The following is a 24,986-nucleotide window of genomic DNA, read 5'->3' on the forward strand; positions in this document are numbered from 1 at the left end:
AGGGCCCTTCTTGGCAGCAGTTGCTTTCTTTTTACAATACCTATCGTTCTTAGGAGGCTGTTTTATGATATTACCGGCAGTTGACCTTGGGCTGATGGCGGAACATTTGTCGACACATAAAGGCATGCTCCACAAATTAAAGGGCTACTATTCTCGAGCGACAAACGCCGAGCTTAAAGAAATCATCGGTCTGCAAATCAATGTCATGCGAATGCATGTCAAAGTCATGCTGCAGCTGATCAACCCTTACAATCAAAATTCGCCTGAGGTTACCCCTTTACATGCTTTATCTGCTGATCCTTTCAGAAAAAAAACGGGAGAACCGGCAACAGCCCATGATCATGCGATCGCTTTGGAAGCGCGGGCATCGGCCAAAAACATGGCGGGCGACAATTTCTTTTCGGCGCTGCTGATGAAAGACAATCATGTCCGGAATGCACACATTCAAATGGCGCTTCAACAAGCTTCCTTACAGGAGATGTACAGCCGATTGATCAAGAGGATGGGCTTAGGATATACACCGCATGCTTCCATCAACGCGCAAATCGGCACTTATCAGCACTTTGAGCAACTTTTTTAGCTTGCAGTCTAAAAAACCGTTCTCGTCTTCAAATGAGTACGGTTTTTCGTTTTGGTTATCCAACCATTTTTGCAAAAGAAAGCCATCATCTATACCAAATCTCGTTTGTTGATCATAGGATATACTATGTCTCTACAGGGAGGTGAACGAAATGAGCGGAGGCTACGGATACGGAGCAGGGTTTGCTTTAATTGTCGTGCTGTTCATTCTTTTGATTATCGTCGGTGCGTCCTGGTTTGGCGGCGGATATGGCGGGTATTAATCAGTTTGCTCGAAAGCCTGCTTGAGAAGTGCAGGAAGATGCGGCTTTCATCTCTGCACTCTCAAACAATCGTCAGAAAAACAATTGAAGAGAAGACATATGACAGTCCCTCCATCATATGTTCTGATTGATTTTACCATCCTCCCTCCCCATGTTGTTGATAGCGTAAAAAGGCCTCGAAATCGAGGCCTTTTCTATTGATAACGAATCCCCGAATCTGAGCCGGGTTCAACGAAAAACTAAAAAATCTAGCTTTCCATCCCTTTTTGCACGGGTAATCTTTTTTCTTTTCTTGACCAGATGACGGCCGGGATCAGCAAAAGGGATAAAAATCCGCCGGCCAAGGACAGTCCTGCATAGCTGGAATTGGCGACAACCATTCCAGATAGCGCACCGCCTGAAGCGCCTGCCAGTGCTACAAATACATCCAATGAACCTTGAATCTTAGCGCGTGTTGAAGGTTCGGCCGAATCGACAATCTGTGCGGTTCCGCTAATAAGGCCAAAATTCCAGCCCAATCCAAGTAAAGAAAGAGCTGTGACTAATAGAATCATAGAATCATCCGCCAGCGCCGCAGTTATTCCCGCCATTAGCAATGTCAGGCCGGAAGTAATACTCATCGCCGTTCGGCCGATTTTATCAACGAGAATACCGGTGAAAAGCGAAGGGAGATACATGGCCCCAATGTGAAAACCAATGACAACACCTACCTCCCTTAAGCTGTGTCCATGATGCTGCATATGGACCGGCGTCATCGTCATGATAGCCACCATCACCATTTGTGTCAAAATCATCACTGTCGCACCGATCGCAATTCCTTTTCTGTTGACAGGCTGACCGGCTGACTCAGCATCCGTTTGATTCTCCTTTTCCAAAAGGCTTGCAATCTTCAGCGGGTCAGGACGCAGCATCATAAAAAGAATCAGTCCTGCTAAGATAAAGGCTGCCGCTGCTAAAATAAACGGCCCCGCAAGTTGCGGCACGCCGATCGAAAGAGCAAATCGCCCCATGATATCGACCAAATTGGGACCGGAAACCGCCCCGAACGTCGTCATCACCATCGTCACGCTGACGGCAGTCGCACGCTGTTTTCGATTGGCCAAGTCGGTCCCGGCATAGCGGGCTTGTAAATTCGCAGCTGTACCTGCGCCATAAATCAAGAGTGAAGCAAATAATAGAAAAACACTGTTTATCATTGCGGAAAGCACAACACCAACAGCACCGATTCCGCCTGTTATAAAACCAGCTGCAAGTCCGGTGCGCCGTCCATACCGCTGTGACAGCCTCCCTACAATAAAAGCCGCTCCCGCCGACCCGAGCGTCAATAACGCGGACGGCACCCCTGCGTAAGCATCAGTCCCCAGCATCTGTTGAGCCATAAGGGCGCCTACCGTAATTCCGGCTGCCAGGCCGGCACCCCCGAAAATTTGTGAAATACTCACAATTATTAAGACCCGTCGATATAATGCTTTTCGTTTTTCTGGAGAATGGATGTCACTTCTTGTTGACTCATCCGAATAATCCGTCATTTATAGACTCCTTCTTCTGCAAATGTTCGTCCCTGAATTTGCAAATTGATTGAATAGTTGAATTTTAATTCCAATGATTTCATTCGTCAACAAATCTTTTTTGGCAGCGGAATATTTCTTGATGATCAAACAAGCTCCCAGCCGTTCCGAGAGCCGGCTCCGTTTTCCTGTGATTGAATGCCACTGCGCCTAGGCAAATCAATAAATTGGCTCAATATTCGGTTGAACCTGTCACGCTCCTCCCAGAACAGACCGTGACCGCTATAATGAAAAGGGATAAGCTGTGAGTTTCTTATGTTTTGATTCAGTTGTTGAGCTTGTGAAAATGGAATCACTTTATCGTGTATGCCGTGAACGATTAAAGTGGGAGCTGATATTTTGGAAAGGTCGGTATACAGATTCTCGTCCCGCAGAAGATTGATGACAGCCTCGGTCGACCAGCCCGCCGCCTCCAGACCCAACCTGAAAAACCAGTCAGAAAACGGTTCTGTTATATACTGAAAGAAAAAGGTTTCGGTTATGCCCCGCATCATCTTAGGCCGGTCGTGCGCCGCTTCCTTAAGCAATCGATCGGCAGTCTCTGCTGTAAAACCTATAGGAGCCGCAGCGTCGATCAGAACAAGCTTTGATACTCCTTCACCGCTGTATCGGGACATATAGCGGATCGCGATGGCGCCGCCAGTAGAATGGCCAACGAGTATGAAACGGTCTAATCGAAGAGACCTGATTACGGCATGGATGTCATCGGCCAAACGGTTATAATGATAGCCGTCAAAAGGCTTATCCGATTGGCCAAACCCTCTCCAGTCAATCCCTATGCAGCGATAACCCATCCTGGGAAGAACCTTGAACTGATACTCAAACTGTTTATGGCTCAACGGCCAGCCATGTAAAAAAACAATCGTCTTTCCGCCTTTAGGATTTAGATCCTCCGCATATAATTTGACCCCCGGCTCTGCGTTCACAAAGTATCCCACGTCATTTCCTCCATTAAAGTTGTTTATCATTAAGATACTCGTTCAGCCAAACATAGGTGAATGTTCCCCTGCTCTCTGCCGATGGGCGAACAAAGAATCTCCGTAAATGTTTCAGGGTACACTATATGGTATCATTCGGAGGTGATTCCCCTTGAAAATATTGAAATGTTTAGGGATCTGGCTCACTCTCATATGCCTTCATCCGGAAACGATGATGGCGCAAACCATATCCTATCCGTGCAGCGTTGTTCTTCATCCTGTTCAAGGCATTCAAAATGCCAAAGGCACAGCTTTGATCACGAAAGTGAAAAAGCCGTATGACGATACGCCGGCAAGTCCTGTCAGAGAGCGGCAGAGCGTTGGTATTTATGCTGATTGGCTTCCGGAGCCATCTTCCTTTGGAGATTATGATCGATATGTAGGGTTCGCCCAGATCCCCGGCGTCATCAGCTGGCAATTTAAGATGTATCAAGTGAAGGAAGACACGCCAAGCTGGGTCGGCGGCAGTCCTTGGGTCGGCAAATTCGATGAAATCTCTTCTGATCTTACTGACAATACACGGGTGGAAGTGCGCCTTTTTCAGTCAAAAACGCAAAAGCTTGGACGGGCTGTGCTGCAAAACAATTTGTCGGGATGCCGGTAAGCTGGTCAATCATACCATTCAGAAAAAAGCGGCCATAAAAGCGCGACCAAGACGCTTATATGGCCTTTTTGGCAGCTAATACAAGATGCCTTTTACCAATATTTCCTTCCATCGCAGCAAGGTTTACCACAGTAAGAGTGGTCGTACGAATCCTTTTGATAGCTTGAATAAGTGTGCGGATAGTAGTGAACATGCTCATATTTGTGATGGTCCACTTTTTTTGTATGCTGCGGATGAATATGAGGAACAATGGTTTTAGAGAATCTATGGTCCTCACAATAGTTTGTAGGGTGCACAATTGGCTTCATTACTCGCGTTTTGCAATCATACATTTATAAATTCTCCCTTCCTTTTGTTTCTATCTTCACTATTAAACTATGATAGACAGCAGAAACTTGTACTAATACAAAAAACTAAATTCGTTCATTAACACGCCTTTTTCTGAAGTTGTTCCATGCTATAATGACACAAAAAGAAAGATGGAAATGGAGTTGACAATGGTGGATGCGGCAGCGATTTTTACTTTTTTGGGAGCGGCTGTGCTTTTGACGCTGATGCCCGGACCGGATAATCTGTTTGTGTTGGCGCAAAGCATTTCAAAGGGAAAATACGCGGGGATCTCAACTGCCTGCGGGCTTTGTACAGGCTTGATCGTCCATATAACCGCAGCTGCCGCCGGAATTTCGGCGGTTGTTTATCAATCGGCCCTGGCCTTCGCTTTTGTTAAATATGCCGGAGCCGCTTATTTATTGTTTTTGGCTTATCAATCTTTTCGGGAAAAACGTTCAGGATTCGATATTGATCGCCAAGACGCATTAAGCTGCGGGTCCTTATATCGAAAAGGTGTGATCATGAACCTCTTAAATCCAAAGGTTTCATTATTTTTTCTCGCTTTCCTCCCGCAATTTATTGTTGAAGGGTCCGGTTCCGCTGTGATCCAAATGCTTGTGTACGGAGTTGTATTTTTGCTTCAAGCGCTTGTCATCTTTATCATGATCAGCATATTTGCGGAAAAAGTCGGGGAGTTTTTGCGCAGGAGGCCGGCCATGTCGCGAAAGATTCATTTGCTGCAGGGGTCGCTGTTTGCATTGATCGGACTGAAAATAGCGCTGAGCCAAAAATAGGTCATCAGCAAAATAAGCGTGCAGTCTCATCCGGCTGCACGCTTTTCATAATGATAAAGCTTATGAAACGTTTCCAGCCTCTTAAAGCCCGTTGCCTCAGGCCGCTATCGCTTTTATTGGTCCATTTGGCTCCAATCACTTAAATGAAAGACCATGACTTTATCTTGTTGTTCCGCGGCATAAAAAAATTTTGACGAATCCGCTTCGATTCGCGTTTTGAACGACGGCTTCTTTCATGAGGCTGGAGCCCATAGAACATTGAAGTTGACAGCAGCCGCACTTGGCTTTTGACTTTCCGTCTCGGCCGTTTCCGTGTAGACAGAAGATGCCGTAACTGAAGTGCAGACTATCAAGTAAGCGTTTTCTTTTCGTTTATGAGCTCCTCACATCATTTGTAAAACAGAGTGTCAATTCAATAGACAAAGGTGGAACAGTGCCGAATCAAGCCAGGTTTGTTTCCCCCCTTTCTCTTGGCTTCTAGTATACAGGTTTTTCGGTGCGGAATAATGATGCAAACCATTGATTTTCCCATCAATCCAAATCATCACAATCAGTCTCTGCCAATCCGGCAGATGGTAAAAACCGATCAGTCAAACGACAAATACGAGTCTTTTTTAATGGAATGAACCATTTTAGCACCGACTACTGACTCCTTGCATTTATTTACAAAACCAAAGAAATTTGTTATAATAAATAGATTGTTTCAAGAAATCAAATGCCTTTATTGATATATATAAACAAGCTAAGGAGGGTTATATAATGGCTAAAACAGCAATGATCGTCAAACAAAAACGAGATCAAAAATTTAAAGTGCGCGAATACACACGTTGTGAACGCTGCGGCAGACCTCATTCTGTGATTCGCAAGTTTAAGCTTTGCCGAATTTGCTTCCGTGAACTGGCCTATAAGGGTCAGATTCCCGGCGTGAAAAAAGCAAGCTGGTAATACGGATTCGCCGGCCTTTGATTGAAGGCCGGCTTTTTTGTGCCTGTGAAAGGCTCCCCTTATGATTTCCCAGCGTCTTTTTCTAATATTTGCACAAAGCCGTTTGTTCCATCCACCCGGATATACGCTCCGTCTTTGATGATGTCAGTTGCTTTATCAATGCCAACGACAGCCGGAATTCCGTACTCCCTGGCAACGACTGAGCCATGAGTCATCATTCCGCCGACTTCGGTAATCAGCCCGACTGCTGAGGTAAAAAGCGGCGTCCAGCCGGGATCGGTATATGGAGCGACCAAAATTTCGCCGGGATTGAGCTTTGCCTCCTCCGGTCTGGTGATGACCCTGGCTTTTCCTTCGATCACGCCGGCGGATACCGGGGTGCCCGCAAGTGCTCCTTCAGGGCTTTTCAGATTGTGCAGTTTTCCCGTCACGACCTCTCCCTCACTTGTCATCACACGGGGAGATTTCAGCTTTTGATTTTGCTGGTGCTGTTTTTTTCTTTCTGTTAATAGAGCTTGAACAGATTCGATGTCGCGGTCTTCCAGCAAAGTGATGATTTCTTCCATGGTCAGATAAAACACATCGGCTTCACAGGTCAGGACTCCTTTTTCGACGAGGCTTCCGGCTTCTTTTAAAATAGCTTTTTTATAGAGAAATAGAAGCTTCACCAATGCGAACTTATGATGTTCGCGCATCCCCATCAAACTGCGATATACACGAACAAGCCGCGCCGCTTGTCTTTTTTCAAGAAAACGAAATTGTGAAATGATTTCCCTTCCCGCCTGTTCGGCCTCTCTTTCGCCTTGCTTGAACTTTTTCCTGTGATCTCCTGCGGCGGCTGTTTGGATGTTGCTGAGGATCGATGGCGCGAGCTGGACAGGGTCTTCAGACCATCTCCTTTTCGTGATATCGATTTCACCGACACACCTCATCCCGTACTGTTCAAGAAAGCGATCCAATGCTTGTTTGAACTCCGCACCTCCGGCTACCTTCTCCAATCCTCCGGCGAAATTGCTGCTGTCGGCTTTTCGCAAATAACGGACCACTTCGGGGTGCCGTCTCGCTTGATCAGAAAGATCCCCCAGCGCAAGCCCCATTTCGGTCGTCACATTGTGAGGCAAAGATTTATACAATCTGCTTAACAAAGCGGCACTTTGTTCATCACCGACTTTGTTTTTCAGCTTTTTTTCAAGGAAGATGGCTGCAATCATTCCGGTCAACACATAAACTGCGACTTTTAAAACCACCCCGGGAATCATCTTGTCCAACTCCCCCCGAATCAGGCGAATCGTCTCTGCACCGGACGTCCGGCTTAGTTTTTCCTCCGTTTCTTTAACGGTATGATCAACAAACGAGCGGGCCCGCTTTTCAGCCTTTCCCGGATCTTTTATCAGCAGGTTGCAGGCCGCTTTGAAAGCGACCGGTATCATGATCGGCGCCAATTGTTTGGCTGCTTTGAACTTGCCGCTTACTCTTGCAGGTGGATAGTCGGCATGTCCGCGCTTGACGACTTCCGACACAGCCGATGCCATCAGCTGATCCATGCCGTTCAGGACTTTCAGCACCCGTTTTCTCACAAATTTTATGGAAAGAGCGCCTGTTATATCGGCAAAGGCCCTTCCTCCCGCCTCGTGTACAATGGATGGATCCGCCGGATTCTGCTTTAAAAAATCGGGAATGCGGCTGATGACGGATATCCCCAGAGGCTTCATCGGATCGGTCATCATTTGGATATAGCCGAAATTAATCAAGATGTGCAGTCTATCATCCGAAAATGCCGGCACCGGATATAACGATGTGATTGGCCGGCTTTGAAGAATGTAAAACCTGCCGCCCTTAAAAGCCCATTCAACGTCCTGCTCCATGCCGTAATGCGTTTCGATTTTTTGCCCCAGCTTTGCCAGCTCGCAAATGCGATCATCAGGCAAAGCCTGCAGTGCTTGTTTTTCCGGGGGAAGCTTTTTCGTGACAGTGCCGCCTTCCGGTTTCGACCAGATCGCCGCCTCTTTTGTTGAAATTTGTTTTTTGATGATTTCCCCTTCGCGCACTTGATACAAGTCGGCGCTCACCACGCCCGACACCAGCGCTTCCCCCAAGCCAAAGCTGGCATCGATGGAAATCGTTTTGCGGCGGCCTGTGATCGGATCAGCCGTAAACATGATGCCGGAGACGTCGGGAAATACCATCTCTTGCACGACAACGGCAAGAAAAACGCTGCGGTGATCAAAACCGTTTTTCACCCGGTAGGTAATCGCCCTGTCCGTGAATAATGAAGCCCAGCAGTTTTGAACAGCCTTGAGAAGCTGATCCTGTCCGTGTACATTCAGATAGGTGTCCTGCTGTCCGGCGAATGACGCCGTCGGCAAGTCTTCTGCTGTCGCACTGGAGCGGACGGCATAGGCTTTGTCACTGCCCGTTTGCTCAAAGGCCGTTAAAATCGCCGAGCGAATATCTTCAGGTACAGGCATGGCAGCCATGTGCGCGCGAATCTGTTTCCCTAAAAGACGGGTTCGCTCCAGCTCGTCAGCTTTTAGCGAATCCAGCTGATCGAACAAACGATCGATTTCCTTGTTGTTTTGAATGAATTTTCGGTAGGCAAATGTGGACACGCAAAACCCGGGGGGAACGGGCAGACCCGCTTTCGTCATTTCCCCGAGATTTGCCCCTTTTCCCCCGGCGTAAGGCAAATCGGCTTTATCGATTTCGTGAAAATGAAGCACATATTTTTTCATCCTCCCTCCTCCTTAAAACGATATCTTTTCTTCAGCTTCCTTGGACACAGCTTGCGGCTTTAAAGCCGCTGCCAGCAGAAGCAAAAAGCTCACGGTTCCGATCGCCAGCAATACTGTAACAGGCTGGTTCATGTCAAGGCCTTTGTCAAAAAAGAGGAGATCGCGCAGCCCCTCTGAGGCAAACCGCATCGGCAGCCAGGAGTAGACCCAGTCGCGGTAAAAGGCTGACATCATTTCTGGAGCCAGCGTCAAAAGCGGGGTTCCAAAGAAGAAAAGAATGCCGAATATCCCGGCTCCGGAAAGTCCCACCCACGCTGTTACAGCGGCAATCATTAAATAGAATGAGAAGTAGCAGAGGGCGATAAACAATGCCGTCTCATGAAATTGCGGGATGTTCATCCCCACCCACTCACCTGCGATCCATACAAGGCCATAGCCGCAGATGGCGGCAAGCACCGCACCGATCAATCCTTGAAGGAGCCGGGAAAAAAGCGCTTCTGTCCGCTTGAAAAACCGCAATTTCCTCACCTTGGCAAAAATGAGCAGCGCTCCTGCTATACTGGCCATCCAGAGCGGCTGAACCAATGACACCGGCGCGTTTCCATTAGCGCTGTTCGCTGAAATCTTGTTGACATTTTCAATGTCTTTTTCAATAGGCGCTGCCAGTAGAGATGCCTGTTCCGCGCTCAAGGCTGCACCACGCTTTTCAAGCGTTGTCAGCAGCTGTTCTCTGACTTGTTGATTGATGTGTTCGACGAGTTGATTCAACATTTGTCCAGCTGCATTAGCGGCGATGGTGTTTGCCCCTTGATTGATCAAAATCTTCACTTTGGCTCCAGCCGGATGTGCTGTTTGTAGTGAAGACTGTTTTTGGCTGAAGTCTTTCGGAATGATGAGTGCAGCATAATACGTTTGATCGTTCAGTCCGTTCCGAGCGCTTTTTTCATTTTTGACATCGATCCACTTGACTGCTGCATCTTCACCTGACGTTTCTTTTTTAATGTTGAGCGCGATCTCCGCTCCTCTATTCAGTTTTCCCCGGCCCGGCAATTCCGCTCCCTGATCTTCATTTACGATGGCGATCGGCAGGTTTTTCGGCTCAGGATGGACGGATGGAATCAATGTGAGCGAAAAAATCAAAATCACCAATAGCACCACAAACGGGGCCAATAAAACCATTTTTTCTTTTAGTAATGTCATGTCAAAGCTCCTTTGCTGAAACAATAATAATGAACATGGTGTTGATTTATGTTCTTTGTGTTCATTATAATTGATTCGTAAGCAATCTCAATGCACAATCAAATGGGAAGTGTTCATTACTGAACAAAAAAATAAAAAATGTTGATTTTAAGGAAAATATCGTGGTGAAAGGCTGATCAAAATGGCAAAACGGCCGGACAGAAGAATTAACAGGACAAAAAGGATGATAAGGGATGCATTATCAGAGCTCATGGAAGAGAAAGCCTTCGAGGAGGTGACCGTAAAGGATATCACCCGAAAAGCGGATATCAACAGGGGCACATTTTACTTACATTATCAAGACAAATACGATTTATTGGAACAGAGCGAAAACGAAATCATCGAGGAAATCAGGGAAATTGCCAAACAGTCCATTCATTCAATGGGCGTATTGAAAGGCCCTGTCATTGATAAGCCCCTTCCGTTTGTGGTGGACATCTTTGAATACTTTAAGGAAAACGCGATTTTTTTAAAGGCGATATTAGGGCCAAAAGGCACCGGCTCATTCCCTTTAAAATTCAAATCCGTTTTAACTGAAAACTTGAAGCGTCTGAAAAAGACGATCAAGGCGGAAGCGCTTGTTCCCGAAGAATATTTGATTTCTTATATCGTCGGGGCTCAAGTCAACGTCCTCCATGAGTGGCTTATCAGCGGCATGGCGGAAACACCGCATGAAATGGCGCTGATTTTGTCAAAGTTGACCGGAATGGGCCCGGCATATGCGGCCGGCTTAAGAACATGAGAGGGAACTTGAACTTCCCTCTTTTTTTGACGTTTCCCGCATAAAAAATCAAAAGCCACCCACAATATAGTGAAAAAGGTGGTGAAATCATGCAGAAGAAAGGCATTCAAAACAGCAGCATCGAACAGCTTAAAAATGACCATGAAACAGAAAGCGCATTTCAGCAGGAGCAAAAAAACAACAAACAGCAACAGAACAGAAACACTTTAAAATAAAGTTAAAAAAGGTGATCAAACGATATGAAACATGTAAGGGCATTGTGTGTAAAGTTTATTGTCAGCCTTGTTCTCTTATACGTCATTTTAACCCTGTTTTTTGGTGTTCCGTTTGGAGATATGTTTGTTCTCACCTTATTTTTGGGTGTTATCTCCTATTTGCTTGGGGACCTGCTGTTGCTCCCGAGAACGGGCAACACAACGGCGACAATGGGGGACTTCGGTCTTTCCCTCATATTGATTTGGATGATTCTCGCCATGCAGGATAATCCGCCGTATGCTTCACTCGCCTTGGCTTCAATCATTTCAGCAATCGGCGTCACGATTTTTGAGTTTTTCTTCCACCGCTATATGGCGGCTAACATTTTAGATGAGAACACAAACGAAAAACGGGAAAACAACGGTGCTATGAATTATCAAACTGAGACGTCGGAAGAAGTGTACCCGTTTTCCCCTGCAAAAAAACGCGACAAAGAATAAAACCTGTCTTATGGCAGGTTTTTCCTTTTACCAGGCGGCCATTCTCCCCCACAATATGCGGGCGCATCCCCTATGAACCCCTTCTTTCTTATCGATTGTTTTCAGATCACAATCGGCCGCTTGACGGCTTCTATCTGGACGTTTCCTCTCGCCTTGGCATAGAGACCGTCACAGTCCGCAAATATTCAAAGTTGCTCGAGTCTCACGGCTATTTTTTCGAGCGCGACACCAAGGGATGGCGACTCTACAACAAAGATGATTTATTCGCTATAGAGTATCTCTACAACATGAACAAATTGGACGGCCAATCCCTCCAAAAAGCAGCCGAACACATAGCGCATCTGTATCGGTCAAAATTGACCGTATCGCAACCCGATACACCGATACAAAACGATGAAAGGCACGCCTTATTTTAATTTGTCAAACAACAGGAAGAGTTCAATAAAATGATGCTGGAACGCATTGACTTTTTGAGAAACGGCAGCAGGAAAGAGACGAAATACTGATGAAATCCCTCCGCGAATCCCAGGAAACTCAAAAAATGCTGGCTGCCGCCCGCGAAAAAAAGTGGTGGCAATTCTGGAAATAGAAAAGCCCCCTCAGGAGCTTAATCTTTGTTAGCTTTCTTCCATCTGCTCCTAATAATCACCATGAACACTATATATACAACCGCAGCAATAACCGTTAAAACCTCAATTTTTATAAAAATACTATTCAAAATTATTATTAGAAACACAAGCATTGTCGAATACCAATGTATAGATTCATATTTTTTTTCACTCATTGCGTTCCCCTCACGTTCTCCCTGCTCTTAGTTATTTTTCTTCTGTATACTTTTCATCACAGTTTCATACATCCACTTTGAAACTATATACACTACGCTTATCATCAAATACAAAATAAACAAAAACACCGATACCAAAAGCACACCGTTATTCCTCAAAATAATCTCCTGAGAATTCATGGAATAAATCAATACATAAAGGTAAAACACACAAAACATAAGCAAAGCCTCAATAATGTAATTCAAAAAACCCCGTTTTCTCAATAAAATCTGAGAAAACAGTACGTCTACAATTCCTACCACTATCACTGTAAGAGCAAAAAATTTAAACAAAATCATTACTGAGTTAAAAGTGCCAGTCGTATTAATCGACACATCTGGAGCTAAAGCCACCAACTTGAAAACTCCGAAAAATATTAAGAATGGGGAGGAAACTATTAATGCACACATGAGAAAAACAACTAAAACCGCAAAGATATGATCCCCAATAGAGTAGTTTTTCCCTTTACTTTTTTTACCCATTATACCTATTCCTCTCTTTTTATGGTATTATATTACTTGGTTAAAAATATCAAAAAAACAGGGGGATTTAAAATGAAAACTAAGAGAAAAAGATTTTCCCAAGGTGTAATAACACTTTCTGTCGCCACTCTTATCATTTCAGGATTTAGTGGTTTCGCATCGTCCGCTTCAGCTGCAGAACAGAAGCAACCAACAAAAGCAATAACGACAACCACAACTGCTGTTTCATTACCAACTTCACTCGAAGATTACATTGAAACACATCAACAGCCCACTGATTTAGAAGATTCAAAAGCATTTATCCAATTCGCATCACAGACTAAAGAATTTCAAACTTACAACAAGTTAAACCTAAATGGACAAGTACATACTGCAGGTGTTATTGGTCATTCTCTTAAAGCAATAAAAGCATTTGGATGGGTATGTAGAGTCGGAGGAAAAGCGCTTAAATGGGCGATAAGACCTCTCTCTCCTTCAAAAGCTAGACTGGTAGACAAATATGCACGCAAAATTGCATATGCCACAGAAAGATTAAACAGCGCATCAAAAGGTGCTCTTGTAAAAGCCTTAATAAAAGCCGGAGTCCCTAAGAAAACCGCAGAATCACTCGCTGAAATCATTTTATGGATTGTATAAAAGCAGAGCAGGCCGGGTGGCCTGCTCTCTTATTTGATTATGTAATTTTTGATGCCGGGATGCCCCAATACGCCATGACCTCAAAAGCGCCGTTCGCCACCTCATCGTCTTCCTCATCAATCTTGACCAGATCACCGCCCTCCGCGTCCTCAAGATTCAATTCTTTGTGTATCTCCTTCAGAATGCCACCGTACCCGATGAGCCGCCGAGACGAAAGCGCATCGTCCAGATAATAAACCGTATCCAGATTATCCTCCGTCACCTTATTGCCGCACAAAATGTCTGTATCCTTGACCGGGTATTTTGAAATCTCCAGCACGGCCTTTTGCTCCTCCATTGCCTCACGAACTTCGCTTTCAATCTGCTCCGCATCGATCTTGGCTTTCCCTTTGACCCGCTGTATATGTACAATCGGCGTGTAATCAAGTTTCATCGCCTTTTTCCATAGGGTTGTCCATTCTTCTTGATTGATATAATTTTTACCGAAATAGCTTTTTTCACCGGAAGCAACACATGAAAATGTGGATGATATGTATACTCTTCATGATTTTTCGTGATTTCCAAAGCTCTGAAATAGCCAAGTACAGCTGTATCAACTCGTTTGTACTTCATCAAACGATAAAAGCCTTTCATCATGTCTGAAATTGTCTGGCGAAGCTCTCCACCTTCAACATTTCGAACGGTCAGAGTAAGAAAAAGCCAAGCGCAATGATACTGCCGATTAGTTTCTTCCACGATTAATTTATTATGATACGCGATTTTCAAAGACCGCCGCCAGGCACACATAGGGCACAACCTCCCCTTACAAAAATGGGCTTGATACAGCTTTAACTTGCCCGTTTCCGAGTCTTTTCTAAACCACAACTGTTCGGCACATTCAAACATTCGTTGAGCTTTTTTGCTGTAGTAAGGAGAGCCAATCCGATCTTTCAAACCTTCATAATGCTTATAGTTTTCTAGCTATCTATTATTTTTGGTCGCACTTAAATAATAGCAGAAGGTATTTTTATCTGTCAAAGTGGCGTTAAACCCTTGGCAATCAGGGATGAAGGGCATTTTAAAAAATCTTGTTCAAGTGGTGCCCGGACACTTCTTTTGATCAAAATCGCACAACTGTTCATTCCAATGAGGCGATCAGTCCCTGTCCGTTAAAATCTCATACTTTTATAAAGAGCTATAACCGGCTCAAATAAAAAATCCTGTTTTGAGAAAGGAAAACAAAGAGCACTGAACGAATTATAGCAATGAAAAGGAGGAGGATATGGTTTGGAACATGAAACGCTGAAGCACTTTGACTATCATAAATGGGCAAACAAAAGAGTGTTTGATCATCTGAAAAGTCTGCCTGAGGAGCTTTTTACGCGCAAGATTGAGAACGTTTTTTCGTCGATTGCAGAAGTCGTTGTTCATATGTGTGTTGCCGACGCCCTGTGGTTGAAGATTCTTTCCGGAGGACGTTATGAAGAGGCAAAAGAATTGGCCATGCAGCTGAGGAATGAATTATTGGAAAAGGACATCGAGGGGCTGGCCTCATTTTTCGATGAAACGGCACACCGATATGAAACACTTTTTGCAAGCCTAGACGATCTCAATTGTGATTTGACGATCGAACATCCGGCATTCGGACGGATGACGACGGCTTTCAGCGAAATTGTGAATCATGTCGTCAACCATGGGACATATCACAGAGGCAACATTACCTCAATGTTGCGGCAAATGGGGCACGCCGGAACTGCGACGGATTACGTTTATTATTTACTCAGCCGGCATGAGTCCGCATCATCAAAAAATCCCCCTGTTTAAAAAACAGGGGGATGTTTCTTAAAATTCGGCTGCAAGCTTTTTCGCTTCTGCCAGGCCGTTTTCGATGATTTTTTGCGCTTCGTCAGGAACGGCGTTGTGCCCTTCGATGACAACAGTATGCAGGTCTTGAACACCGAAGAAGCCCATCACGGTTTTCATGTAGTTCAGAGACATTTCCATAGCCGCCATCGGACCTTCGGAATAGAAGCCGCCTCTTGCGTTCAACAGGGCAACCTTCTTATCTCCCATCAGCCCTTTTGGTCCTTCAGGAGTGTATGTAAACGTCACTCCAGCGCGTGATAGGTAGTCAACATATGTGTGCAGCACAGCCGGCACCGCGAAGTTCCACAATGGGAATGCAAAAACAACTTTATCGGCTTTGACGAACTCGTCTAAATAACGGTCCGCAACAGCAGCTGCCGCTTTTTCATCCTCGTTTAATTCCATGCCTTTCCCTGCTTTAAATGTGCCGTTAATGGCGGTTCTGCCCATGTACGGCGGGTTTTCTTTGTAAAGGTCAAGCTCCACAATTTCATCGTTTGGATGATTTTCTTTATAGCTGTTAAGGAACGCATCATATAGTTTCACAGATACGGCTTCTTCAGCTGTACGATCGTTTGCTTTAACAAATAATACTTTTGACATTTTATTTTCCTCCCGTGCTAACGTTTTATTATTTACTTACAAATAGTATGTTACTTTCTTTTGAATAGAAAGTCAACTTATTTCACTTGTTATCAAACTGTTTTTCAATCAAAAAAAACACCCTGCTGGGTGCGGGTGCTTATTTTGAATCTTGCTCTTGATCAAGCCGTTTATAGGTGTATGAATGCTTTTGGCCGATTGTGTCGCTGTTCGTCAAATCCTTCATTTGCCGTGTAAATAGCCGATCATCCCCTTCTCCGCTTTCTTTTCTTTGTTCTGTTTCAGCTTGAGCCTTGACGGTCTTTCTTGCATATGGAACAGCCTTTAGCCGTTCATAAGGTATTTCTTTGCCCGTGGCTTCGCATATTCCGTACGTGCCGTCTTTCATCCGCTTGAGAGCGTCTTCGACTTCTTTTAATACATTCCGGTCTGTCCGCTGAAAGGTTTGCTCTCTCATCCGTTCAACATATACACCGGCATGATCAGCCTGATGATTGTCCACACCGTTTGACAGCTCACCCGTTTCTTCAGTCATCGGCCGATCGATTCTCTCCGCGCCGGAAATGGTCTGTTTTAAGTCGAGTAATTGCTGGTAAAGATGCTCCTTTTGCTGTTTTGTCAATGGCATGGTGATCCTCCTCCTTTCTTTGCCCTTTCCCGCTGAAAAAAATGTCAAACACAGCCTGTCCCCATTAAATCAGTCAATGTTTCCGCGTTCTATGAGCGTGTATGTTCAGAAACCTTTTCCGTCTGCCGGCTTCTGTTGTTCATGTGGCGGCAGCCTAAATATACTCTTTGGAGGCTCAAAGCAGGTTTTTGAGTGATCGACAGATGTTCCGTTGTGACACTGGTCCTTATCAGTAAATTGAGATCAATTATGGTTTTGGCGAAAAAACAAGCCGCTCCTGCTTGATGCATGAAGCGGCCTGTTGTCTTTTTTAAGCGCATAAGTATTTGGATAACAGCGCTTGAATTTCAAGCATGTCTGTATCTTTTGTAAATTCGAGGTCGAAAATTTTGCTGCTTGTCATCAGCGAAAGAGAGCTGTCGGGATTGAACATGCTGACTTCCCTGATCGCAAAGCCTTCAATGGATTTATAAGGAAGGAAGACGCGGACTTTCTTTTTAGAAAACAGCTTATTATCAAAAAAAATAATCCGCTTGTTGGTAAAACAAATTTGATCAATTCTTAACCTGCATACTGATTCAATTTTTTCTCCTTCAATAAGCAGCGGTTCAAATCTTTTCCCGTCTGCCGTCTTACTAGCTGAAAAAACGCCCAATCAAAACCCCTCTTTCTATATGTACAATTTATGTTTATGCCCAAGGCAAAGTATGCTTATCGGTACTAATAAGAATACGATAACCCTGTTTGATAAACAATTACGAGCAGATTACATTTCTTTAACTCTCGATGTTTGGTTTTACTAACAATTAATACGCTTACCAGGGAGCTCAGGTTTCAACTTTTTATTCGTTTTTTCAGGCGTTTGCTTCAGAATAAAAAAACCGCAGAAAGAATGTCTCCTTCTGCGGGCCTTTTTACGGTTTTCGGCTTCTGATCTGTTCTTCTGTCACAGCCATTCCTTCCGATTCCGACATTGCTTTCGTCATCGGGAAGTGTGCGGCACCGTTGTTTCTCAATTGATTCACCCTTTTGTGATCATCTATTATGATGGATGATCATTCAGGCTTTTACCTCTTCAAAGTAGTCTTTGTAATAGCCGCCTACTTTATTTGTATTATCGATGATAAATAAAAACTCATCCGTCTCATTTTTGACTTCATATATTGTCCCGACGGTCAGCGCCCTGTTGACGATGTATTTTTTTGCATCGGTATGTACACACTTTACTTTTTTGATCGTTTGATTGTTCTGCCAATTTTCATGAATCATGTTGATGTCCCCTTTTCAAAACGGTATATGTCTCCATTGTAGCGTTTTTTGACCGAAATGCAATGTCGGGTGACTAGATGAGAGCAAATGAATATTGATTTCATTTCCATCTCTGTTATAGAATAGTGGTGTATGGTTCCAAAATCAGAAATATATCCCTCTTTTGCCAGCGCAATGATCGAATCAGAAGACAAACCAGCAGCAAGAGAAACTCAACACAGACAGACCAAAATTTTAAAGGAGGTTTGTTTAACAAACATGAGTTCATTAACGATGCAGGTCAGTAAGAAGCTGGAGTCATTTTTGCAGGGAACAAAGAAGCTGTACATTAACGGGGAATTTGTAGCCAGCGCTGCAAACAAAACGTTTGAAACCCCGAATCCGGCTACGGGAGAAACGCTCGCCACCTTGTATGAAGCAGGTCCCGAAGATGTCGACAAAGCGGTAAAAGCCGCAAGGGAAGCCTTTGACCACGGGGAATGGCGGACGATGAATCCGGCCGAGAGAAGTCGGCTCATGTACAAACTAGCCGATCTGATGGAGGAACATCAAAATGAGCTGGCTCAGCTTGAGACGCTTGATAACGGAAAACCGATCAGTGAAACGACTGCCGGGGACATTCCTTTATCGATCGAACATATGCGTTATTATGCAGGCTGGGCAACGAAATTAACCGGACAAACCATTCCTGTAAACGGACCTTATTTTAACTATACCCGCCATGAGCCGGTCGGGGTTGTCGGACAGATCATCCCGTGGAACTTCCCGCTCTTAATGGCGATGTGGAAAATGGGCGCCGCCCTTGCCGCCGGATGTACGATTGTCTTGAAACCAGCCGAGCAGACGCCGCTGTCGGCTCTGTATTTGGCGGAGCTGATCGACAAAGCAGGATTTCCGAAAGGTGTTGTCAACATCATCCCGGGCTTCGGCGAAACGGCGGGAGAAGCTCTGACAGATCATGAGCTTGTAGACAAACTGGCTTTTACAGGTTCGACTGAAATCGGCAAAAAGATTATGGAGAAAGCGGCGAAAACCGTCAAACGGGTCACCCTTGAGCTCGGCGGAAAATCGCCGAACATCATCCTTCCTGACGCCGATTTAAAGAAGGCGATTCCAGGAGCATTAACCGGTGTCATGTTTAATCAGGGCCAGGTGTGCTGTGCCGGATCGCGCGTCTTTATCCATAAAGACCAATATGACAAAGTGGTTGACGAAATGGTCTCTTATTCAAAGTCTCTTCGCCAAGGAGCGGGACTTCATGAAGATACACAAATGGGGCCGCTTGTCAGCAAAGAGCAGCACGAACGGGTGCTGTCCTACATCGAAAAAGGACGCCAGGAAGGCGCGAAAATCGCAGCCGGCGGAACATGCCCATATGAACAGGGATATTTCGTCTCTCCGACCGTGTTTACAAACGTCGAAGACGACATGGCCATTGCAAAAGAAGAAATATTCGGCCCTGTCCTGGCGGCGATCCCGTATGAGACGGTTGATGAAGTAATCGAGCGCGCCAACCGGACGGAATACGGGCTAGCTGCTGGAGTTTGGACGGAAAACCTGAAAAACGCCCACTATATCGCCGACCGTCTTCAAGCGGGTACCGTTTGGGTCAACTGCTACAACGCCTTTGACGCGGCCTCCCCATTCGGCGGTTATAAGCAGTCGGGCCTAGGCCGTGAAATGGGTTCATATGCTTTGGACAATTATACCGAAGTGAAAAGCGTCTGGATTCACGTCGGTGAATAGATCACGCAAAAAGCACCGCTTTCTTTGATCGCGGTGCTTTTTTGTCAGCCCGGAGTAAACAGGACTGCGGTCATTTGCTTCCAAAGACCGAGCAGCTGATCTTCATCATGGAGAAAGTGGCAATGAACGATAAATCCTATTGCTATCATATCCAGCATGTGAAGCTTTTTGTCCAGGCGCTCTTCGCATGAATGCCCCTCCTTTTCCGCGATTTGCAGGGCGGCGCTGTTTTGCTTCACAACCCGCGAGAAAATCGATCGGAACGCTTCTTTCAGCTCATCATCAATGAAGCTTTGGCTGATGCACAAAAACAATAAATAATAGTCGTTTTTTTGCTTGCGAACAGAATGAAAAATATGCTTTCCCAAACCTGCTACAATTTCCCGGGCGTCCCCCTCCTGCTCTAAGGGCATGTCTTTTAAACATTGTTCAAATGCATGGATTGCCGTTTCTTTGATCAGATCATTCGTGTTTGAGAAATAGTGATAAAAGCTGCCTTTGCTGACTCCGGCTTCTTTAATAATTTTGTTGACCCCGATCTTTTCAAAACCTTCACGAACGATAAACGATACCGCCGCATTTAAAATGTGTTCTTTTGTTTGTTCACCTTTTTTCGTGGCCATGTGCGGCAATCTCCTTGAAATAAGTCTTTAATTCACGGGTTCCGTAGGCAGGTGCAACAGCATCCTGTGTCAATCCTTCGAGAAAGAATTTGAATAAGCCGTATTGTTTCGGACTGAATATACGCAAAAACGGAAGCGAAGCCGATAAGAGCCCAGCAGGGACATGAAACAGCCGCTTCTTTTTTTGTATGATCGCAAATGCAAGCGCTGCAGCTTCCCTGTATTCGTAAATCTGCGGGCCGCCAACCTCAAGCTCTGCTCTGTCATGCGTTGGAATGGAACGGACGCAGTAGTCGGCAAGATCAGCACCGTGGATTGGATTGATCTTCTGCTTTCCATCGCCGATTAAAAATACCCTGCCGTTTTCCGCCATTTTCAATAACTCACTCATATCCGAAAAGTAACCCGTCGGCTTTACGATGATGTAATTCATTCCGGAATTTTTCAGTTTCTCTGCAAAAGCTTGTTTGGCTTTGACGAGCGGATTTTTCATTTTTTCACCTTTCAAAACATGGATGTACATCAACTTGCTGACGCGCTCCTTTTTCGCTTCTTCAAGCAGCTGGAGGTTCCCCAAATAATCCACATCATAAAAAGTCTGACTCCCCTTCTGCCGGGTTAATCCAAGGGATGAACAGACAATATCCATTCCGTTACAGGCCCCTCTTAATGAATTTGCTTCCGCCGCATCCGCTATCAGCACTTCGTCGATCAAATCAGCGACTGCCGGCTCTAAATACGGACCGGCGACAGCCAGTTTTTGTTCATTTCGTACGATTGCCCGCACAAAATATCCTTGCTCTTTAAAAGCTCTGACCAAATATTTACCGAGATACCCGGAAGCGCCGGCGATTAATACCTTTTGCATATCATCGCTCCCTTTCACATGATATCTTTATTTTGGACCAATTGGTCTGTTTTTTCAAGGTGACTGCCTGAACAGAGAAAATTTTATTTAAATCAATTCCTGATATCGATAATTATGGTAAAATTAACATTTACTTAAGCGAAATGAATAGGAATGATCAACGGATGAGCGATTCACGGAGTCAATCAATCTGGAAGGAAAAAAACTTTATTTTGATTTGGACGTCACAAGCTGCACAGTCTGTAGGGAGCATCATGATGACGGTATTCGTCATGGTCGAGATCTATAAAAAAACAGATTCTGTCTTCGGCTCAAGCCTAATCTTGGCGCTGAGCTCTCTCGGCGGTTTCTCCGGCGGGGCGCTGGCCTCGCTTTATATCCAGCGATTCAAGCTTGATCACATTGCATCACTTGCAAACTGGTTCAGAGCCGTCACCGCATTATTCATCGGGTTGTGTTTGTCATTCGGATCACCGGTCCAGCTCATGTATCCTCTATTATTTTTGCAAAGCTTCATCGGCTCCTGGTATACACCTGCTCTGTCCGGTTTATTATATCGAGCGATCGAAAAGCGGGATTATGCTGCAGCCTCCGGGAGCATTGTCACCGTCAATCAGTTCATTCAAGCGGCCGGCTGGGGAATTGGCGGTTCTTTATCCGCTTTTCTCTATACAAGCTTATTGGTATCCATCACCGCAGGGCTCTTTTTTGTGTCCGGGTTTTTGATTCGTTTGCTGGATAAAAGAGCAGCTCCTGTGGCCCAAAACCGAAAACGGCCTGTCCATTCCGGCTGGCGCACATTATACAAAAACAAAACCGTGCTGCTTTTGACGGCAATGGATCTCGCAGAAGGATTGGCAAATGCCGTTTGGACTTCCGCCATTTTACTCGCTTTTACAACGGCCGTTCTCAATAAAGGAGAATCGTGGTGGGGTTTCATCAATGCCGGCTATTTTCTAGGAGCGATATTGGGAGGCGTTCTGGTGATGCTGTTTTCAAGCCGGCTGCAAAAAAGATTGGGCTTGATGATTGCCCTTGGCGCCCTTTCGATGGCCATGATGACGCTTTTGTTCGCCTATTCGGCCAATCCTTTGCTTTCCCTCATCCTTTGTATGTTAATGGGACCGCTTTATCAAGTGAGGGATGTCAGTCAAACGGTTATCCTGCAACATTCTTTGACAGATGAAGAAAGAGCGCCGCTCGTCGCAGCCCAAAATACCATTCTGACGTCATGGTCTATCTTAACGGTCGCTTTCATGGGCGCTCTGGCCGATTTGACCGGTGTGCAGAACGTCTATATCTTTGCCGCTGTCATGTATCTGGCAACAGCCGTTCTGACATTGTCGGCACAGCCATTAAGAACTTATGGACGGACCGTTTTACATCAGTCCAAGGAGGAGAAAGAAATATGAAGCTTTTGTGGATTTTTCTGATCAACGGTCTCTCTTTGGAGTGATCAATGTAGAAATAAACGAATCTTATTCCATGACATGTTGCTTATAGCTGCCGGAATATGTGCTGCCGACGTTCATTAGAAACGGGCCGGCCTTAGCTGTTCTTCAATTGTTCATATTCCAGCTTCAACATCCCCATAATGATTTCATCTGAGTATTGGTTGTTCATATAAAGGGATTGCCTGATCGTCCCTTCTTTTTTAAAACCGGCTCTTTCATAGGCTTTGATTGCGCGGCTGTTATGCGAGAAAACTTCGAGCTGGAGGCGGTTCAGTTTCAGCTTTTCAAAAGCGAACTGCATCGCCAGCCTGACCGCTTCAGTCCCAAAGCCTCTATTGAAATAAGCAGGGCTGTGCAAAGCGATTCTAAATCCCGCTTTTTGGCTGGGGCTGTCGATGTCCAGAATGGACAGGTCACCAACGATTTGGTCACCTGTGTTTTGGCAGATGGCAAAATCATAGCGTGTATCATCATGTGTGATCCGCTCGTAGTGCTCATAGAGCTCATCCATTGTGAATGCACGTCTGGTCCCGGTCATATATCTGATTTTTTCATCTTGCGCGGCCTTGTAAAAGCTTTCCATATCATCTTTTTCAAGCGGTCTGAGATAAACCTTGCAGCCCTTTAACACGCGATCCCTCTCCTCCCTATTCTTGATATGCACCTGACCAATGGTAGGGCTGAATCTCCTTTAATGATTGATAAACCAGGCTTCCATCCGGCACAGTAACGGCTGCTTTAAGATCCGGGCCCCAGTAAAAAAGACGTTCCTGGCACACCCCGCACGGCGTTAATATTTTAAAATCGCTATTTTCATCATCTCTGACAACACAAATTGAATGTGTAACTTTTGTATTGAGTTTATGGGCCTCAAGGATTGCTCCGGTTTCAATGCAAAGCTCTGTTGATGCATTGATGACCTCCGGAGCAACACTCGTTAGGATCCTCCCATCTTCAGTATACATTGCCGCGGCTCCTCCCCATCCGGCAGGATATCTTTTTTTGATAAGCTCAACGGCGCTTTCATAAAGCTGACGTTCAATATTCATTTCAGTTCCTCCTATGGTATTCGCGATAGACTGCCTTTCCATAAAATGATAACCTACTTCAGCCAAAATATAAAATCAGATCAAGAGATTGCTAAAGAAATCATCACGTTATGGCTGAATATGCTAAAGCCCTTCCGACAAGAAGGACTAGGTGCAAAAATCGTTATTCGACTTTCATCATAAAATCTCTCGGTTCTTTTTGAACGATGCGGAATGACCCGTAAAGGCCTCCTTCATGAAATTCTCTCCATCATAGGAAAAGCTTTATGCAAACCGGCAAGCTACTCCCAACCGATTCAGATTGAAAATTGATGTCATGCCGGCAACCCGCCGGTCTGCGGATCAAGGTTGACCGGCATGATAGACACCCCCCTGTCTAAAGCTCACTTTTGACAAAGAATCGATTGGCAGTCTTATTGATTTGTTCAAGGTCTTTTTGTGTTAATGTGATGTCAACAGCACCGCTGTTTTCAATAAGATATTTTCGTCTTTTCGTTCCGGGAATCGGGACAATATCGTTTCCTTGAGCCAATACCCAGGCGAGCGCAATTTGAGAAGGTGATGCGTTTTGATGAAAGGCAATCTTCTCAAGCACTGTCAATAACTGAAGGTTTTTATGAAAGTTCTCCCCTTGAAACCTGGAGAATCGCCGCCTGATATCATCGGCGGAAAAATCGTCAATCTGTCTGATTTTTCCTGTTAAAAAACCATTTCCAAGCGGACTGTAGGCGACAATGCCAATACCCAGCTTCCGTGCTGCAGGCAGCACCGCCTCCACATCACGGTTCCACAATGAATATTCTGACTGCAGCGCTGTCATCTGATGGACTTTATTGGCGCGAACCAAGCGTTCTTGATCTATATTCGAAAGACCGAGGAAGCGGACTTTCCCTTCTTTGACAAGGTCCGCCATCGCTCCGACTGTTTCTTCTATAGGCACATCCGGGTCAGGAATGTGCAGATAATATAAGTCGATGTATTCCATGCCAAGCCTCAGCAGGCTTTCATCAACGGATTTTTTTACGTAATCGGGGTTTCCATTCAGCCCCGCCGCTCTCCCTTGCTGATCGCGGACAACTCCAAATTTGGTGGCGACAATCGCTTCTTTTCGCCGATTTTTCAATGCTTTGCCCAATAGTTTTTCATTGTCGCCCATGCCGTACATATCAGCAGTATCGAAGAAATTCACGCCGCAATCAAGCGCCTTATGAATAGTTGAGATCGATTCGCCGCGATCCGCTTTTCCGTAAAATTCGGACATGCTCATACAGCCGAGCCCAATAGCAGATACCTCTAACCGGCCTAATTTTCGTTTTTTCATTTTCCCACCTCAAATTGATAATTCCTGCTGGAGCTCCACTTTGCAGGGCTGCTTTCATCAGCATAGTCCACGATATAGAAAATATCATGAAAATGATAGACTTATTTTTGTCATTGAGTTATTCTAATGTAATCGTGGGTCCAAAAATATGCGGCCTAAAACCGATCGTA

28 protein-coding genes and 1 pseudogene are annotated in these 24,986 nt (G+C 45.1%); 13 read left to right on the forward strand and 16 right to left on the reverse strand.

The features are described 5' to 3' along the window. Positions 1-64 precede the first annotated feature (64 nt). Both ACINLD_RS06320 and ACINLD_RS06325 read left to right on the forward strand, forming a co-directional pair. Entirely contained in the window at positions 65-580 is a 516-nt protein-coding gene (locus ACINLD_RS06320; RefSeq protein ID WP_077736632.1) for a hypothetical protein, read from the forward strand. Between the two features lie 151 nt (positions 581-731). Then, positions 732-842, forward strand: a complete 111-nt coding sequence (locus ACINLD_RS06325) for a YjcZ family sporulation protein (RefSeq protein ID WP_077736631.1) — start codon at positions 732-734, stop codon at positions 840-842. A 248-nt stretch (positions 843-1,090) separates the two neighbouring features. Here the strand turns inward: ACINLD_RS06325 and ACINLD_RS06330 are convergent, their stop codons facing one another. After that, a complete protein-coding gene (locus ACINLD_RS06330) occupies positions 1,091-2,371 on the reverse strand; it encodes an MFS transporter (RefSeq protein ID WP_026587447.1) in 1,281 nt (426 codons plus the stop codon). Positions 2,372-2,496: 125 nt separating this feature from the next. After that, a complete protein-coding gene (locus ACINLD_RS06335) occupies positions 2,497-3,348 on the reverse strand; it encodes an alpha/beta fold hydrolase (protein ID WP_179115718.1) in 852 nt (283 codons plus the stop codon). 151 nt (positions 3,349-3,499) lie between these two features. Between ACINLD_RS06335 and ACINLD_RS06340 the strand changes: the two genes are divergently transcribed. Next, positions 3,500-3,991 (forward strand): hypothetical protein, encoded by a 492-nt coding sequence (locus ACINLD_RS06340; protein ID WP_077736628.1) that lies wholly within the window; start codon positions 3,500-3,502, stop codon positions 3,989-3,991. 92 nt (positions 3,992-4,083) lie between these two features. Here ACINLD_RS06340 and ACINLD_RS06345 read toward each other — a convergent pair whose 3' ends face one another. Next, positions 4,084-4,323, reverse strand: a complete 240-nt coding sequence (locus ACINLD_RS06345) for a CotD family spore coat protein (RefSeq protein WP_077736627.1) — start codon at positions 4,321-4,323, stop codon at positions 4,084-4,086. A gap of 168 nt (positions 4,324-4,491) precedes the next feature. Between ACINLD_RS06345 and ACINLD_RS06350 the strand changes: the two genes are divergently transcribed. Next, positions 4,492-5,115 (forward strand): LysE family translocator, encoded by a 624-nt coding sequence (locus tag ACINLD_RS06350; protein ID WP_026587449.1) that lies wholly within the window; start codon positions 4,492-4,494, stop codon positions 5,113-5,115. A gap of 759 nt (positions 5,116-5,874) precedes the next feature. Next, a complete protein-coding gene (locus ACINLD_RS06355) occupies positions 5,875-6,060 on the forward strand; it encodes a type Z 30S ribosomal protein S14 (RefSeq protein ID WP_026587450.1) in 186 nt (61 codons plus the stop codon). Between the two features lie 59 nt (positions 6,061-6,119). Here the strand turns inward: ACINLD_RS06355 and ACINLD_RS06360 are convergent, their stop codons facing one another. Further along, a complete protein-coding gene (locus ACINLD_RS06360; RefSeq protein WP_077736626.1) occupies positions 6,120-8,792 on the reverse strand; it encodes a phosphoenolpyruvate synthase in 2,673 nt (890 codons plus the stop codon). Positions 8,793-8,804: 12 nt separating this feature from the next. Then, the gene (locus tag ACINLD_RS06365) at positions 8,805-9,992 is read right to left on the reverse strand and encodes a YhgE/Pip domain-containing protein (RefSeq protein WP_277690741.1); all 1,188 of its coding nucleotides are present in this window, start codon (positions 9,990-9,992) and stop codon (positions 8,805-8,807) included. 181 nt (positions 9,993-10,173) lie between these two features. Here ACINLD_RS06365 and ACINLD_RS06370 point away from each other — a divergent pair, with 181 nt between their 5' ends. The 4 genes from ACINLD_RS06370 (at position 10,174) to ACINLD_RS06385 (ending at position 12,057) form a co-directional block, all read left to right on the forward strand. Continuing rightward, a complete protein-coding gene (locus ACINLD_RS06370; RefSeq protein WP_026587453.1) occupies positions 10,174-10,773 on the forward strand; it encodes a TetR/AcrR family transcriptional regulator C-terminal domain-containing protein in 600 nt (199 codons plus the stop codon). 89 nt (positions 10,774-10,862) lie between these two features. Further along, entirely contained in the window at positions 10,863-10,988 is a 126-nt protein-coding gene (locus tag ACINLD_RS06375; RefSeq protein WP_035428136.1) for a hypothetical protein, read from the forward strand. A 24-nt stretch (positions 10,989-11,012) separates the two neighbouring features. Continuing rightward, positions 11,013-11,468 (forward strand): YndM family protein, encoded by a 456-nt coding sequence (locus ACINLD_RS06380; protein WP_026587454.1) that lies wholly within the window; start codon positions 11,013-11,015, stop codon positions 11,466-11,468. A gap of 505 nt (positions 11,469-11,973) precedes the next feature. Continuing rightward, on the forward strand, positions 11,974-12,057 hold the full coding sequence (locus ACINLD_RS06385; RefSeq protein WP_306292033.1) for a DUF3967 domain-containing protein: 84 nt from the start codon (positions 11,974-11,976) through the stop codon (positions 12,055-12,057). A 222-nt stretch (positions 12,058-12,279) separates the two neighbouring features. Here ACINLD_RS06385 and ACINLD_RS06390 read toward each other — a convergent pair whose 3' ends face one another. Continuing rightward, a complete protein-coding gene (locus tag ACINLD_RS06390) occupies positions 12,280-12,774 on the reverse strand; it encodes a hypothetical protein (RefSeq protein ID WP_026587455.1) in 495 nt (164 codons plus the stop codon). Positions 12,775-12,846: 72 nt separating this feature from the next. Here ACINLD_RS06390 and ACINLD_RS06395 point away from each other — a divergent pair, with 72 nt between their 5' ends. Next, on the forward strand, positions 12,847-13,410 hold the full coding sequence (locus tag ACINLD_RS06395) for a hypothetical protein (RefSeq protein ID WP_077736624.1): 564 nt from the start codon (positions 12,847-12,849) through the stop codon (positions 13,408-13,410). 29 nt (positions 13,411-13,439) lie between these two features. On the opposite strand, the pseudogene ACINLD_RS06400 reads toward ACINLD_RS06395, so the two are convergent. Beyond that, a pseudogene (locus ACINLD_RS06400) lies at positions 13,440-14,358 on the reverse strand (protein rep); the annotation flags it as partial. A 318-nt stretch (positions 14,359-14,676) separates the two neighbouring features. On the opposite strand from ACINLD_RS06400, the gene ACINLD_RS06405 reads away from it, so the two are divergent. Beyond that, complete coding sequence (locus tag ACINLD_RS06405) at positions 14,677-15,213, forward strand: DinB family protein (protein ID WP_026587457.1); 537 nt, start codon at positions 14,677-14,679, stop codon at positions 15,211-15,213. Between the two features lie 18 nt (positions 15,214-15,231). On the opposite strand, the gene ACINLD_RS06410 is transcribed toward ACINLD_RS06405, so the two are convergent. The 4 genes from ACINLD_RS06410 to ACINLD_RS06425 all read right to left on the reverse strand — a co-directional run bounded on the left by ACINLD_RS06410 (position 15,232) and on the right by ACINLD_RS06425 (position 17,755). Next, the gene (locus ACINLD_RS06410) at positions 15,232-15,858 is read right to left on the reverse strand and encodes an FMN-dependent NADH-azoreductase (protein ID WP_026587458.1); all 627 of its coding nucleotides are present in this window, start codon (positions 15,856-15,858) and stop codon (positions 15,232-15,234) included. A gap of 139 nt (positions 15,859-15,997) precedes the next feature. Then, entirely contained in the window at positions 15,998-16,486 is a 489-nt protein-coding gene (locus ACINLD_RS06415) for a TraR/DksA family transcriptional regulator (protein ID WP_026587459.1), read from the reverse strand. A 310-nt stretch (positions 16,487-16,796) separates the two neighbouring features. After that, positions 16,797-17,141: a PH domain-containing protein gene (locus tag ACINLD_RS06420; protein WP_026587460.1), complete on the reverse strand. Its 345-nt coding sequence runs from the start codon at positions 17,139-17,141 to the stop codon at positions 16,797-16,799. 404 nt (positions 17,142-17,545) lie between these two features. Beyond that, positions 17,546-17,755 (reverse strand): DUF6501 family protein, encoded by a 210-nt coding sequence (locus tag ACINLD_RS06425; protein ID WP_026587461.1) that lies wholly within the window; start codon positions 17,753-17,755, stop codon positions 17,546-17,548. Positions 17,756-18,013: 258 nt separating this feature from the next. Between ACINLD_RS06425 and ACINLD_RS06430 the strand changes: the two genes are divergently transcribed. After that, positions 18,014-19,501, forward strand: coding sequence for an aldehyde dehydrogenase family protein (locus ACINLD_RS06430; protein ID WP_026587462.1), 1,488 nt, complete (start codon positions 18,014-18,016; stop codon positions 19,499-19,501). A gap of 44 nt (positions 19,502-19,545) precedes the next feature. Here the strand turns inward: ACINLD_RS06430 and ACINLD_RS06435 are convergent, their stop codons facing one another. Together ACINLD_RS06435 and ACINLD_RS06440 are read right to left on the reverse strand one after the other, a co-directional pair. After that, positions 19,546-20,124, reverse strand: a complete 579-nt coding sequence (locus tag ACINLD_RS06435) for a TetR/AcrR family transcriptional regulator (protein ID WP_026587463.1) — start codon at positions 20,122-20,124, stop codon at positions 19,546-19,548. Then, positions 20,105-20,992, reverse strand: a complete 888-nt coding sequence (locus ACINLD_RS06440) for an SDR family oxidoreductase (protein ID WP_026587464.1) — start codon at positions 20,990-20,992, stop codon at positions 20,105-20,107. The genes ACINLD_RS06435 and ACINLD_RS06440 overlap by 20 nt, the downstream gene beginning before the upstream one ends. A 164-nt stretch (positions 20,993-21,156) precedes the next feature. Here ACINLD_RS06440 and ACINLD_RS06445 point away from each other — a divergent pair, with 164 nt between their 5' ends. Further along, on the forward strand, positions 21,157-22,404 hold the full coding sequence (locus tag ACINLD_RS06445; RefSeq protein ID WP_236251135.1) for an MFS transporter: 1,248 nt from the start codon (positions 21,157-21,159) through the stop codon (positions 22,402-22,404). A 136-nt stretch (positions 22,405-22,540) separates the two neighbouring features. Here the strand turns inward: ACINLD_RS06445 and ACINLD_RS06450 are convergent, their stop codons facing one another. From ACINLD_RS06450 to ACINLD_RS06460, 3 genes are all read right to left on the reverse strand, one after another. Then, complete coding sequence (locus ACINLD_RS06450) at positions 22,541-23,077, reverse strand: GNAT family N-acetyltransferase (protein WP_026587466.1); 537 nt, start codon at positions 23,075-23,077, stop codon at positions 22,541-22,543. Between the two features lie 16 nt (positions 23,078-23,093). After that, the gene (locus ACINLD_RS06455; RefSeq protein WP_026587467.1) at positions 23,094-23,495 is read right to left on the reverse strand and encodes a cytidine deaminase; all 402 of its coding nucleotides are present in this window, start codon (positions 23,493-23,495) and stop codon (positions 23,094-23,096) included. A 376-nt stretch (positions 23,496-23,871) separates the two neighbouring features. Next, positions 23,872-24,816: an aldo/keto reductase gene (locus tag ACINLD_RS06460; protein WP_026587468.1), complete on the reverse strand. Its 945-nt coding sequence runs from the start codon at positions 24,814-24,816 to the stop codon at positions 23,872-23,874. Between the last annotated feature and the right edge of the window lie 170 nt (positions 24,817-24,986).

It is taken from the genome of Bacillus sp. z60-11 (assembly GCF_046464135.1).
GTDB lineage: Bacteria > Bacillota > Bacilli > Bacillales > Bacillaceae > Bacillus > Bacillus sonorensis_A.